The sequence below is a fragment of the Propioniciclava sp. LT432 genome, from assembly GCF_059515965.1.
Window position 1 is genome coordinate 38,147 of the sequence record NZ_JCAKNE010000028.1, and the last position, 12,821, is coordinate 50,967.

The 12,821-nt window shown below is 68.2% G+C and carries 12 protein-coding genes and 2 tRNA genes; 11 read left to right on the plus strand and 3 right to left on the minus strand.

Annotation, left to right across the window (positions count from 1 at the left end; genetic code table 11):
• Window positions 1-10 precede the first annotated feature (10 nt).
• From AC5YDV_RS15515 to AC5YDV_RS15525, 3 genes are read left to right on the plus strand one after another with little or no spacing between them, the layout of a single operon-like run.
• Window positions 11-682 carry a hypothetical protein gene (locus AC5YDV_RS15515; protein WP_496184377.1) on the plus strand — a complete coding sequence of 224 codons (672 nt, stop codon included), beginning with the start codon at window positions 11-13 and terminating at the stop codon, window positions 680-682.
• A complete protein-coding gene (locus AC5YDV_RS15520) occupies window positions 666-1,022 on the plus strand; it encodes a hypothetical protein (protein ID WP_496184378.1) in 357 nt (118 codons plus the stop codon). Before AC5YDV_RS15515 ends, AC5YDV_RS15520 begins: the two co-directional genes overlap by 17 nt.
• Entirely contained in the window at window positions 1,019-2,452 is a 1,434-nt protein-coding gene (locus tag AC5YDV_RS15525; protein WP_496184379.1) for a hypothetical protein, read from the plus strand. The genes AC5YDV_RS15520 and AC5YDV_RS15525 overlap by 4 nt, the downstream gene beginning before the upstream one ends.
• Before the next feature lie 233 nt (window positions 2,453-2,685).
• Here the strand turns inward: AC5YDV_RS15525 and AC5YDV_RS15530 are convergent, their stop codons facing one another.
• Window positions 2,686-3,840, minus strand: coding sequence for a tyrosine-type recombinase/integrase (locus tag AC5YDV_RS15530; protein ID WP_496184380.1), 1,155 nt, complete (start codon window positions 3,838-3,840; stop codon window positions 2,686-2,688).
• 335 nt (window positions 3,841-4,175) lie between these two features.
• Window positions 4,176-4,251, minus strand: a tRNA-Pro gene (locus AC5YDV_RS15535).
• Between the two features lie 111 nt (window positions 4,252-4,362).
• On the opposite strand from AC5YDV_RS15535, the gene AC5YDV_RS15540 reads away from it, so the two are divergent.
• From AC5YDV_RS15540 to clpX, 8 genes are all read left to right on the plus strand, one after another.
• Window positions 4,363-4,773 carry a DUF4258 domain-containing protein gene (locus tag AC5YDV_RS15540; protein ID WP_496184381.1) on the plus strand — a complete coding sequence of 137 codons (411 nt, stop codon included), beginning with the start codon at window positions 4,363-4,365 and terminating at the stop codon, window positions 4,771-4,773.
• Between the two features lie 12 nt (window positions 4,774-4,785).
• Window positions 4,786-5,205 (plus strand): hypothetical protein, encoded by a 420-nt coding sequence (locus tag AC5YDV_RS15545; protein WP_496184382.1) that lies wholly within the window; start codon window positions 4,786-4,788, stop codon window positions 5,203-5,205.
• An 84-nt stretch (window positions 5,206-5,289) separates the two neighbouring features.
• Complete coding sequence (locus AC5YDV_RS15550) at window positions 5,290-5,550, plus strand: hypothetical protein (RefSeq protein ID WP_496184383.1); 261 nt, start codon at window positions 5,290-5,292, stop codon at window positions 5,548-5,550.
• Between the two features lie 78 nt (window positions 5,551-5,628).
• Window positions 5,629-5,699, plus strand: a tRNA-Gly gene (locus tag AC5YDV_RS15555).
• Window positions 5,700-5,744: 45 nt separating this feature from the next.
• Window positions 5,745-7,277 (plus strand): trigger factor, encoded by a 1,533-nt coding sequence (gene tig / locus AC5YDV_RS15560; protein ID WP_496184384.1) that lies wholly within the window; start codon window positions 5,745-5,747, stop codon window positions 7,275-7,277.
• Window positions 7,278-7,424: 147 nt separating this feature from the next.
• Window positions 7,425-8,039 (plus strand): ATP-dependent Clp protease proteolytic subunit, encoded by a 615-nt coding sequence (locus AC5YDV_RS15565; protein WP_496184403.1) that lies wholly within the window; start codon window positions 7,425-7,427, stop codon window positions 8,037-8,039.
• A gap of 26 nt (window positions 8,040-8,065) precedes the next feature.
• Entirely contained in the window at window positions 8,066-8,710 is a 645-nt protein-coding gene (locus tag AC5YDV_RS15570; RefSeq protein WP_496184404.1) for an ATP-dependent Clp protease proteolytic subunit, read from the plus strand.
• A gap of 31 nt (window positions 8,711-8,741) precedes the next feature.
• On the plus strand, window positions 8,742-10,028 hold the full coding sequence (gene clpX, locus AC5YDV_RS15575) for an ATP-dependent Clp protease ATP-binding subunit ClpX (protein WP_496184385.1): 1,287 nt from the start codon (window positions 8,742-8,744) through the stop codon (window positions 10,026-10,028).
• Between the two features lie 120 nt (window positions 10,029-10,148).
• Here the strand turns inward: clpX and valS are convergent, their stop codons facing one another.
• Window positions 10,149-12,782, minus strand: a complete 2,634-nt coding sequence (gene valS / locus AC5YDV_RS15580; RefSeq protein ID WP_496184386.1) for a valine--tRNA ligase — start codon at window positions 12,780-12,782, stop codon at window positions 10,149-10,151.
• Window positions 12,783-12,821: the final 39 nt, after the last annotated feature.

Sequence of the window (12,821 nt, forward strand, 5' to 3'; positions counted from 1 at the left end):
GGAGCCGATGATGGCAACATCCCCGTTTGAGAGCGCTGCCTTGGTGGCGGCGGTACGGCGCGACATGGCGGAGTTGGCTGCGGCCGAGTTCCACTGGGAGGGCTTGGATCCGATCGCGTTCCAGCGTGTGGTCGCCGAGTTCATCGGTGACGGTGATCAGTTCCGGTTCATGCCTGCTGCGGAGGTGGCCGGCCTGATCCGGGTCGTGGAGGGGCACCCGGGTTGGGTGGAGCCCGAGGTCCGGACGCGTTTCATCGAGGTCCGCGATTCGGTTCTGGGTGTCCCGGGGCGGCTTGAGGATGAGGACCTGGGTGCTGCTCGAGCGGGACTGCCGGAGCCGCTTGCGGTGGAGCCACGTTGGAACCTGGACTTGGTGCGGGGGAGTCGTGCTCATGCGGTGGAGGAGGTCCGTCGAGCGCAGGATCCTGAGGCGGCTTGGTTCCGGGTGCAGGTGCTGCACGCCGTGGATGCCGCCACCACGGCGTCCCGGGCGCGGGGCACGGAGGTGGGCGATGAGTTCGTCCGCCTGTTGGGGGAGCGGGGCTTGGCCACCACCGACGGCGAGCTGGGGATCCGCTTCGAACAGGTGCCAGCCGGACGCTCACCCGGGGTGGAACAGCAGGAGCGTATCCCGGTCCCCCTGACGTCCGAGGTTCCCGTCTCTCGTGGGCTGGGACGCTGACGTGGTCGACCAGGCGTTCCGAAGCGACTCGCTGCCTGATGGTCGGCGTGAGGTGCGCAGCGATGATGTGGTCGCTGTGTGGGGTGAGGTGTTGTGGCTGGTCCGCCTGGCGCGGCTGGGTGGTCAGGTCACCGACGAGTTCGCCCTAGCGGCTTTGATCGATGTCGAGGTCGAGCTCGAGCAGGTCGACGGCGTGGAGGAGGCTCTGCCGCTGGCGGTGTCGATGCCGGCGGTCGAGGCGATCGGTCGCGCCTTGGTCCTGATCCGGGGCAGGGCAGGTCTCGCGCCCGTCATCGAGGGCTGGTTGGCCGAAGCACTCCGGCTGGTGGCCAAGCCATGAGCGCCACCATCGGGACCCTGGTCGATCGGCTGCACCAGATCGCGACCCTCGTCAGTGCAGACCCGGCCGCCGATGCCCCGGAGCAGACGCGTGCCCAGGAGGCGGGCTGGGACGGCTTGGCACGACACCTGGCCCGCGCCCTGAGCACGCTCCCGTTCGAGGAGGCCAACCTTGGCCACGAGATCCGCAACGTGGCGGTCACCGCCTTGGACAAGATCAGTTCGACGACGGCCAAGATCGGCCCCCATGGTGAGCCAATCGGGCATTTGGCGGACGCGGCTCTGGTGGTCGGCGCCATCGCCGACCTGCTGACCAGCCGGCGTGCCCCATTCCGTGTCGCTACCCAACCTTGGCGGCCCGGCTGGCAAACGAACCCGCGTCGCTCACGTGAGCCGGCCGTCGAGCCGGTCTTCGTTGGCCTGCGGTCCGATGATGCCAGCGCCTACGGTCTGCAGAGCAACCTGCTGGCCGCGACCCACATCCTCGCTCAGTGGGGCGTGCGCCAACTCGGCGACCAGAACCATCCGTTGGTGGAGCCCTTGACGCAACTGGCCAGGTTGGCCGAGCCCCACCTGTGGATCGACCCCACCCACCGGGACAGTGCTTTGGAATCCCTCACGGCCACACCATGGTCGGAGATCTCCCTGCTGGGGGCTGCCCAGCGCTGGGCGCACGAGGCCGAACTCGCGTTGCATCGCCGGCTCGTCACCAGCGGCACCTTCGCGATGATGGCCGCAGACCTGAGCATCATCAACGCCACCATCCTCCGCCTCACCACCACCGACCCGCAGGCCCATCAGGACGTTACGGAGTCGATGAGCAAAGCACACACGGGTTGGAAAGCGTTGGCTGAATGGCCGGCGCACCTACGCCTGGGTGGCCCGCCGGCCATCGAGTTCATCCGCACCTCCCGCGAACTTCGGGCAGCGATCGCGGCCGACTTCCGCGGGCCCGATGGTTGGCTCACCGGAACCGAACTACTGCGACTCCACCACCCGCGTTCACTGGCCGCGGTGACCCAGGCGCTCAGCCGTCACGCGACCTGGGTTGGTGACGCCCTGGCCAACACCATCCGGGACATGACCGTCGGCTCGGGACGACTCTGGGTCGACCGTGAAGAAGTCCGTCGGCTGGCACCCCAGTTCGACCCCAAGCGCCTCATCCCACAACCCGACGGCGAGCGGCCCGTCATACGACTCGTCCTGTGGCTCGTCCCGCAACGCATCATCCCCGCCGCTCAACTGGTCGCGGACCAGGCCACCGCCGCGGCCCGGCACCAACGCCGGGCCGAGCATCTCCTGGACCGCTCACTGGCCTCGGGACCACGCCCCGAGACCGTCCCCACCCTCACCCTCAGCGACCGCCGCATCCACGCGGAGGCGCATGCGCGCCAGGCCACACGCGAAAGGCTCCCAGGCCCACGGATCTAAATCGGGCAGGGATCCCGGCAGCAGGTCAGGGGCAAGAATTCCGGTGGGGCTGCGTGTTGGGGCACCCAGTAGACTCCACACCCGGCGGCAGCGGCCCGTTGTCCTCCTGGGGGTGGGTAGGACCGTCGCTGCCGCCGCCCACTTCAGGCGGTTATCGTCGGCTTGCCACACAGCGAGGCGGCGGCGTCCCCTGTCCTCGCTCCGTGAGGTGTCAACCGGCCGACCAGCAACGCTCACGGGTTCTCTTCCCAGGACGTGGCCAGCCTCGACAGCCGGCTCATGTTCTGAGCCAGGCGGGCACGTGATGCCTTGTTGGCGTGCTGGTACCGCTCCACCATCGACGCCGTCTCGTGGCCCATCATCGCCTTGAGTTCGGCGGTGGTGGCCCCCGATTGGCCCGCCACGGATGCCGCGCTGTGCCGCATGTCGTGGAAGGTGAGGTCCTGGCGTCCGGTGGCCTTCTTGGCCTGCTGGTAGGCATACCGCAGGGCCTTCTCGGACATGGGTGAGGCTCCGTCCCTGCCCGGGAAGAGGAAGGCCTCGCGGTCGGGACGGTCCAAGGTTTCGACGTACTTGATGATGTGGGGCACGACGTGGGGCGGGATGCCGACGTCCCTGATGCTGGCCCGCGTCTTGGGGGGGCCGATGTGGGTCGAGCCCTTGGTCCGGGTGACGGCCTGACGGACGTAGACCTCGCCGCTGGGTTCGATGCCCTCGACCGGGTTGCCCGGGTCGAGTTGGAGGTCCCTGATCCTGAGCGCGCGGACCTCACCGGAGCGAAGGCCACACCAGCCGCCGAGCGCCACCGGGATGGCGAAGCGGAGGGGCAGCTCGAAGATCCGATCCAGTTCCGCGGGGGACGCCGGCTCGATGTCACGCGTGCGGCGCACTTTGCCCGCATTGCGGATCTGGCAGGGGTTGCGGTCGAGGAGTTCTTCGGCGATGGCTTGGGTGAAGATCGATCGCAGGAGTGTGTAGGCGTGCTTGCGCTGGGTCGGCTTGTCGGCGCGCAACTCTGCCGAGTACCAGCGGCGCACCGTCTCGGGGTCTATGTAGCGCAGCTGCTTCCTGCCCAAGGTGGGCAGGATCAGCTTGTCCAGCAGCTTGTCGTACTCCTCGCGGGTCCTGGGGGAGAGGTTCCTCGCGTCGAGGGCGGGGGGTGCGTAGCCGGCAAGCGTGAGCAGCTCGTCGCTCTTGGTCGGCTGGGGCGGCCGCCAGTCACCCCTGCTGATCTGTCGTTGTACCTCCGCCAGCCAATGCTCGGCGTCGATCTTCGCAGTGAACGGTTCCGGTGCGTCGTAGCGCTCCATGTCCGGGCCCCAGTACCGGGCCCGGAACTGCCCGCGGCGCCGCTCGATGGAACCGAACGACCTTCGAGTGCTGGCCATGCTCACCTTCCTGCCTGCGCGGAGCCTTCCCGTCCCTATGTGCAGCACGGCGGTTCCACGGACATCGACGGGCTCGTTCGTTCGCCCGAAGGCCCGGGAGGACCGCCAAAGCAGCTCAAACAGGGGCGACAGGCCATGCCGGAAGGCCCCGACCCACATCGGGCCAAATCGCTGTGACTAGGCGTGTCGTAAGCCCCCAATACGGAAAGTTGGGGGCTTATTTGGGGCTCCAGGAGTCTTTTTCTGACCATCACTGGCCGCCATCGTCCTCCCGCGAGGGGGCGAAACCCCTAGTGGGCGAGCGTTGAACCCGTAGTCAGGCCGATGTGGCGAAATGGTCGGGGCGACAGGACTCGAACCTGCGGTCTCCTGCTCCCAAAGCAGGCGCGCTAGCCACTACGCTACGCCCCGGTGACCTCGGGGATTCTAGCGCACGCGTCAGTTGCCCCGTCTTCCCCATGGGGCACGCGCCGTGCCCGTTGGGTGGGTGCCCTCCATGGGCGAGGCGCCGATACTGGGGGGATGAGCCGCTTCGTCGAGGCCTTCGAGGCCGAGCCCGGGGTCAGGCGCCATGGGTTGGTGCGTGGCGAGGAGGGTCCCACCGGTCAGCGCGCGACGTCCGTCATGGGGCGCCGCGAGGCGGTGCTGGTCAACCTGCAGCGCCTCGCGGGCAACGAAGCGGTGGCCCGCATGATGTCCGTGCAACGGGGGAAGTTCTCCCAGCACGCCAAGGAGCGCGGGGAGCAGCGAGGCATCTCCAACACGAAGATGCGTGAGGTGATGCGCACCGGCACGAAGTACTCCGACCCCAACTACGAGGGCGCCATCGTGTACTACGACGCCTCGACGGGGTGGGCGGTTTGCACGAACGGCGGTCAGGTCATCACGACGTACAACACGGCCGCGCCCAAGGCGCGGTGGGAGCGCAAGTAGGACGGGGAAGAAGTGGCTGATCTCGACAACAAGTCATTCACGGTCGACCCGTGGAGGGTGAGCCTGGCCGCGGGGGTGCCCGACGACGAGGGTTGGCGCGCGTGCCGCCTGACGCTGGTGCGGGGGGCTGCCGAGCCGCTCGTGGAGGTTGCCGTCAACCTGTACCGGGACGAGTTCCCTTCCCTGGTCCGGTCCTTGGCGGAGTTGGCTGACGGCGCGATCGAGCGCCTGGACTTCGAACCCCTTGAGCCGTCCTTCATCCTCCGTGCCCGCCGATGGTCCGACGACGACGTCGAGCTCGCGTGGTTCGCCGACCAGGGCGAGTTGGACGCCCGGGTGTCGACCCAATCGGGTGTCGGTGTTCTCGTTCGGGTCGCCCCTGACCGGCTGAGGGCCTTCGCGGACGCGCTGGCAACCGAGGCCTCGGCCTGACCGCTTGCATCGAGCCGCGTCCACGGCGTCCAGCTTGCCGGAGGCGAGCAGGGGGACGGCGTCCGGCGCGCCTAGCATGACGCCATGGACAATCGACCTCGGGTGGCGTTCGACCTGCATACCCCGTCGGGCGAGAGGGTCCGTCGCTGGCTGCTCGAGCTCGGAGCGGAGCCGGTGGCCCTCACCGACCGCGACCCCGCCCGTCTGCCGAAGGTGCAACAGGGCGACGACGTCTCCCGCGAGGAGGTGGCCGCGTTCGTGCACGCCCTCAAGGGCAACCGCTCGCGCGCCGAGAGATTCGATGACCACGGCTCCAGCGAGAACTGGCCGCGGGGAAGTTACTGATTCGGCCGCCCCGCGTGGGCTCGGTGTGCATCCGGGGCCGACGACCTTGTAGGCTGTAGCGGCGCGTGAGCGCGCACTGCGGATGTAGCTCAATGGTAGAGCCCCAGTCTTCCAAACTGGCTACGCGGGTTCGATTCCCGTCATCCGCTCCGAGGGTTCAACCGAATCGTCGTCCACACACAGGAGTCAACCAAGTGCCCAGCACCGTCGAGAAGCTCGGCCCCTCGCGGGTCAAGCTCACCATCGAGATCCCCTTCGCCGACCTCAAGCCGCACCTGGACAAGGCGTACAAGGACATCGCCTCTCAGGTGAACATCCCCGGCTTCCGCAAGGGGAAGGTGCCGGCGGCGATCATCGACCAGCGCTTCGGTCGGGGCTCGGTGCTGCAGGAGGCCATCAACGCCGCGCTGCCGGACGCCTACACGGCCGCTGTCGCCGAGAACGACCTGGTCCCTCTGGGCCAGCCCGACGTCGATGTGACCAAGCTGGAGGACAACGAGCTCGTCGAGTTCACCGCTGAGCTGGACGTCCGCCCCGACTTCGAGATGCCCGACTTCTCCACGCTGACCGCCGAGGTGGACGCCGTGGGCAACGTGGACGCCGAGGTCGAGGAGCGCATCACCGTCATGCGCCAGCGCTTCGCCACCCGTGCGGACAAGGACGGCTCCGCCGAGCCCGGTGACGTCGTCACCATCGACCTCGTCGCCTCCAAGGACGGCGAGGAGATCGAGGAGGGCTCCGCCGAGGGCCTCACCTACAAGGTCGGTTCGGGCGGCATGATCGACGGCCTGGATGAGGCCGTCAACGGCAAGAGCGCCGGCGACGAGGTCGAGTTCACCTCCGAGTTGCTGGGCGGTCCCGCCAAGGGGCAGCAGGCGGACATCAAGGTCACCGTCACCAAGGTGCAGACCGAGTCCCTGCCCGAGCTGGACGACGAGTTCGCCCAGATGGTGTCGGAGTTCGACACCGTCGACGAGATGAAGGCCGACCTGGCCGAGGCCGTCGCCCGCATGGCGCGCGTCGACCAGATCAACGCCGCCTCCGACAAGATCGTCGCCGACCTGGTCGCCAAGACCGAGTTCGAGCTGCCCGAGGCGCTCCTGAACACCGAGGTCGAGAACCGCAAGCAGCAGATCAACGACCAGCTCGCCCGCGCGGGCTACACCCTCGAGCGCTACCTCGAGGACACCGAGGACGAGACCGCGAAGGACGCCGACGAGTTCTGGGCGCAGGTCGCCACCAACGCGGAGACCTCGCTCAAGGCGCAGATCATCCTCGACAAGTTGGCCGACGAGCGCGAGGTCACTGTCACCCAGCAGGAGTTGACCGAGCTCATCTTCCGCCGGGCCCAGCAGTCCGGCACCTCACCCGAGCAGGAGATGCAGCACATGATGGAGCACAACCACGCTCCTGAGTGGATGGGTGAGCTCCGCCGCGGCAAGATCCTCCGCGAGATCGTCCTCGAGTCCACCGTGACCGACACGGACGGCAACGTGGTGAACGTCGCGGCGGTCCAGTCCGACGGCACCATCGACGAGTCCGTCGCGGCCGAAGCCGAGAGCGACGACCAGGCCCCGGAGAAGAAGGCCCCGGCCAAGAAGGCCACCGCGAAGAAGGCCCCGGCCAAGAAGGCTGCCGCCGAGAAGAAGGCGGACGCCGACGCCGAGGCGGGGGAGGCCACCGACGAGGAAGCCACCGCCGAGGAGGCTGCGGCCGAGGAGGCCTGAGACTGACGCTGGAACGCGCGGTCCCTACGGGGGCCGCGCGTTTCCACGTCCACCGGCGGTTCGCCTCGTCTGCCTTGAGCGAACACCGGCCCCACTGCCTCCGAAATGTCCCGGGCAGCGGGTAGCGTCAGGAACGTGACGGAAAACATGCTTCCCGGCCTGCGAGCCGCAGCCGGCCCATCGGTGGCCGGCATGAGTGACTCGGTGTATCAGGCCCTCCTGGCCAACCGCATCGTCTTCCTCGGGTCCGAGGTCCGCGACGAGAACGCGAACGCGATCTGTGCGCAGCTGCTGCTGCTGAACGCGGAGGACCCTGAGAAGGACATCTACCTCTACATCAACTCCCCGGGCGGTTCGGTGACCGCCGGCATGGCGATCTACGACACCATGCAGTGGATCAGCAACGACGTCGCCACCGTCGCCATGGGCCTGGCCGCCTCGATGGGGCAGTTCCTGCTCAGCGCCGGCACCAGGGGCAAGCGGTACGCCCTGCCCCACGCGCGCATCATGATGCACCAGCCGTCCGGCGGTCTCGGTGGCACGGCGTCCGACATCAAGATCCTCGCCGAGCAGATCATCGCCACGAAGAAGGAGATGGCGGAGCTCATCGCCGAGCACACGGGGCAGACCCTCGCGCAGATCGAGGCCGACTCCGACCGTGACCGGTGGTTCACGGCACAGCAGGCCCTCGAGTACGGGTTCATCGACCACGTGTACGCGCGCGCCGCACAGATCCCGGGCTCCGACGCCCCGAACCAGTGAGGACGGATCCCATGGACATCGCAGCAATGAACAAGATGCTCGCGGGCGGCGCCGCCCCGCAGGGCCCGATGATGGACTACTTCATCCCGCAGTGGGAGGAGCGCACCAGCTACGGCGTCCGCCGCGTCGACCCGTACACCAAGCTGTTCGAGGATCGCATCATCTTCCTCGGCACCCCAATCGTGGACGACATCGCCAACGCGGTGATGGCGCAGCTGCTCGTGCTCCAGTCGATGGACCCCGAGCGCCCGATCTCGATGTACATCAACAGCCCCGGCGGCTCGTTCACGGCGCTCACCGCCATCTACGACACGATGCAGTACATCAAGCCGGATGTGTCGACGGTCTGCCTGGGCCAGGCAGCCTCGGCCGCGGCCGTGCTGCTTGCCGCTGGTGCCAAGGGCAAGCGCTTCGCCCTGCCCAACAGCCGCATCCTGATCCACCAGCCCGCCACCGAGGGTGGGTACGGGCAGGGCTCAGACCTGGAGATTCAGGCCAAGGAGATCCTGCGCATCCGGTCGCTGATGGAGGAGATGCTCTCCCACGACACCGGCCAGTCGGTCGAGAAGATCAGCCGCGACATCGAGCGTGACAAGTACCTGACGGCCCAGGAGGCCAAGGAGTACGGCATCATCGACGAGATCTTCACGTCGCTGAAGGACGTCCGCTGACGTCAGGCGCCTGACGAGGGAGGGGATTGGCATGGCACGCATCGGGGAGACCTCCGACCTGCTGAAGTGCTCGTTCTGTGGCAAGAGCCAGAAGCAGGTGCGCAAGCTCATCGCCGGTCCGGGTGTCTACATCTGCGACGAGTGCATCGAGCTGTGCAACGAGATCATCGAGGAGGAGTTCTCCGAGGCCACCGATGTGGGCCTGTTGGAGGAGCTTCCCAAGCCCCGGGACATCGTGTCCTTCCTCGATTCGTACGTCATCGGCCAGCCGGTGGCGAAGAAGGCGCTCGCCGTGGCGGTGTACAACCACTACAAGCGCATCCAGGCCCAGGCCAGTAGCCCGCGTCGGGCCGCCGAGGACGAGTTGGTGGAGCTCGGCAAGAGCAACATCCTCCTCATCGGCCCGACCGGCTGCGGCAAGACCTACCTCGCGCAGACGTTGGCCCGCATGCTGAACGTCCCCTTCGCCATGGCGGACGCCACGGCGCTCACCGAGGCGGGCTACGTGGGTGAGGACGTCGAGAACATCCTCCTCAAGCTCCTCCAGGCCGCCGACTTCGACGTGAAGAAGGCCGAGACCGGCATCATCTACATCGACGAGATCGACAAGGTGGCCCGCAAGAGTGAGAACCCGTCGATCACCCGCGACGTGTCCGGCGAGGGCGTGCAGCAGGCGCTGTTGAAGATCCTCGAGGGCACGACGGCGTCGGTGCCCCCGCAGGGGGGTCGCAAGCACCCACACCAGGAGTTCATCCAGATCGACACGACGAACATCCTGTTCATCGTGGGCGGCGCGTTCGCGGGTCTGGAGGACATCATCAACGCCCGGGTCGGCAAGCGTCCGCTGGGCTTCAACAACGACCTCTCGGCCCGGCGCACGGACGGCAACCCGTTCGAGCAGGTCCGGCCCGAGGACCTGCACAAGTTCGGCCTGATCCCCGAGTTCATCGGTCGCCTGCCGATGATCTCGACGGTCAACCCGCTCGACCTCGACGCGATGGTCCGCATCCTGGTGGAGCCGCGCAACGCGCTGACCAAGCAGTTCCGCAAGCTCTTCGAGCTGGATGGCGTCGACCTGGAGTTCACCGACGACGCCATCGCTGCCATCGCCGAACTGGCGTTGGCCCGCGGCATCGGCGCGCGCGGCCTCCGGTCGATCCTGGAGGAGATCCTGCTCAACGTGATGTTCCACGTCCCCTCCGATGACACCATCGGCCAGGTCGTGGTGACCGCCGAGGTGGTCCGCGACGGGGCCGAGCCCCGCATGCTGCCACGGGCGGCGTCCTCGCGCAGCTCCCGCCGCAGCAAGTCGGCCTGACACCAACTCGAAGCGCGAGGTGCTCCCGGCGTCGAGCATCAGGGAGAGCCGGGAGGCGACTCGACCGAGGATCAGCCGGACGACGCCACGGTGGGCGTCGTCCGGGCGAGCCTCACGCCGTCACTGCTCCTGCGGGACGATCCGGGCCGTCACCATCAGCGCGTCCGCCCCCTGCCAGGTGATCGGCGTCGTGATGCGGCCCACGGCCCGCAGGTCGGCCTCGGTTGACTTCAGCCGCTCGACGGCGTCGTCCGGCCCGGCGATGAGCGCCGACTCGAGCTCGGTCTTCATGGAGACCTTGGCGTTCGACTTCACCCCGCGGACGCCGACCAGCGCCGCCGAGACGTCGTCCAGCAGTGCCGCGTCGCCCCCGGTGGGCAGTTCGGACGCCTTCGGCCAAGTGGCGTGGTGCACCGACCCGGGCTTCCACCACGACCAGACCTCCTCGGTCACGAACGGCATGAACGGGGCGAACAGGCGCAGCAGGACGTCGAGCGCCAGCGCGAGCGCCGCCCGGGCCGAGGCCTCGCCGTCGGTGCCCTGGGCGCCGTACGCCCGTTCCTTGACGAGTTCGAGGTAGTCGTCGCAGAACGTCCAGAAGAACTGCTCGGACACCTCCAGCGCCGCCGAGTAGTCGTAGGCCTCGAACGCCTTGGTCGCCTGCTCGACGACCTGGGCCAACCGGGCCAGCATGGCCAGGTCGACGGCGGCCGTGACGGCCGCGGCCGAGAGGTCGACCGTGCGGGAGGGCGCGGCGTCCTGCCCGAACCGCTCACCCTTCGCGATGCCGAGCACGAACTTTGAGGCGTTGAGGATCTTCATCGCGAGGCGCCGGCCGACCTTCATCTGGGTCTCGTCGAACGGCGAGTCCATGCCCGGACGGGCCATCGCGGCGCGCCAGCGCACGGCGTCCGCGCCGAACTTGTCGAGGATCTCCGTCGGCACGACCACGTTGCCCTTGGACTTGGACATCTTCTTGCGGTCGGGATCGACCACGAAGCCGGAGATCGTCGCGCGCTTCCACGGCAGGGCGTCGTTCTCCAGGTGGGAGCGGACGACGCGGCTGAACAGCCAGGTGCGGATGATGTCGTGGGCCTGCGGGGCGATGTCCATCGGGAACGTGAGGTTCCACAGTTCCTCGTCGCGCTCCCAGCCGCACGCGATCTGGGGGGTCAGCGACGAGGTGGCCCACGTGTCCATCACGTCGGGGTCGCCGATGAAGCCGCCGGGCACGCCCCGCTGCTCCTCGGTGTACCCGGGGGCGGGCTGCGACGCGGGGTCGACGGGCAGGGACGCCTCGTCCGCCAGGATCGGGTGGTCGTAGTCGGGCTCACCCTCGGCGTCCAGCGCGTACCAGACGGGGAACGGGACGCCGAAGAACCGCTGGCGGGAGATCAGCCAGTCACCGTTCAGGCCGTTGACCCAGTTCGAGTAGCGGTGACGCATGTGGTCCGGCACCCAGGTGAGCTCCTCGCCGCGGGCCAGCAGTTCTTCCTTGAGGTCCTCGTCGCGACCGCCGTTGGTGATGTACCACTGGCGCGTCGACACGATCTCGAGCGGCTTGTCGCCCTTCTCGTAGAAGTTCGCCATGCGCTGGGTCGGCTTCGGTTCACCGTCCAGGTCGCCCGACGCGCGCAGCAGCCCGACCATCGCCTCGCGGGCGCTGAACGTCGTCTTGCCGGCCAGCTCGGCGTACGGGTCCCCGTTCACCAGCCAGTCGGGGGTCTCGGCTGCGAGGCGTCCGTCACGCTGCAGCACCACGCGCGTGGGCAGGTTGAGTTCCCGCCACCAGAGCACGTCGGTCAGGTCGCCGAAGGTGCACACCATGGCGATGCCGGCGCCCTTGTCCTTCTCGGCGGCCGCGTGGGGGAGCACCGGGATCTCCACGCCGAAGACCGGTGAGGTGACCGTGGTGCCGAACAGCGGCTGGTAGCGCTCGTCATCGGGGTGAGCGACCAGGGCGCACACGCTCGGGATGAGCTCGGGCCGGGTCGTCTCGATGAAGACGGGCCCCTCGTGGGCCTCGGGGTTCGTCGGGTGGAACGCCACACGGTGGTAGTGGCCGGGGTACTCGCGGGCCTCCAGTTCGGCCTGGGCGACGGCGGTCTGGAACGTGACGTCCCACATTGTTGGGGCCTCGGACAGGTAGGCCTCGCCCCGGGCCTGGTTGCGCAGGAAGGCGCGCTGCGCGACGGCCTGGGACTCGTCGGAGATCGTCGCGTAGAGGGTGTCCCAGTCCACCGACAGGCCGAGGTGGCGCCAGAGGTCCTCGAAGACCTGCTCGTCGACGGCGGTCAGCTCGTGGCAGAGCTGGACGAAGTTGCGGCGACTGATCGGGACCTGGCGCTTCGGATCCGGCTTGGCCGGCGGCGTGAAGTCGGGATCGTAGGGCACGCTCGGATCGCACCGGACGCCGTAGTAGTTCTGGACCCGGCGCTCGGTGGGCAGGCCGTTGTCGTCCCACCCCATCGGGTAGAAGACGTGCTTGCCGTTCATGCGCTGGTAACGCGCGATGAGGTCGGTGTGGGTGTAGGAGAACACGTGACCGACGTGCAGGGAGCCGGACACGGTCGGCGGCGGGGTGTCGATGCTGAACACCTGCTCGCGCGCCTCGGGGCGGACGAAGGCGTAGGTGCCCTGCTCCTTCCAGCGGGCGGACCACGTGGCCTCGAGCCCCTCCAGCACGGGGCGATCCGGTACGACCCACGCCGACGGGGTCGACGCGGGCACGGGCTGGATCGGCTGAGAAGTCATGGCGGCAATCGTAGTGCCAACGATCCCCCGCCCCCGCTG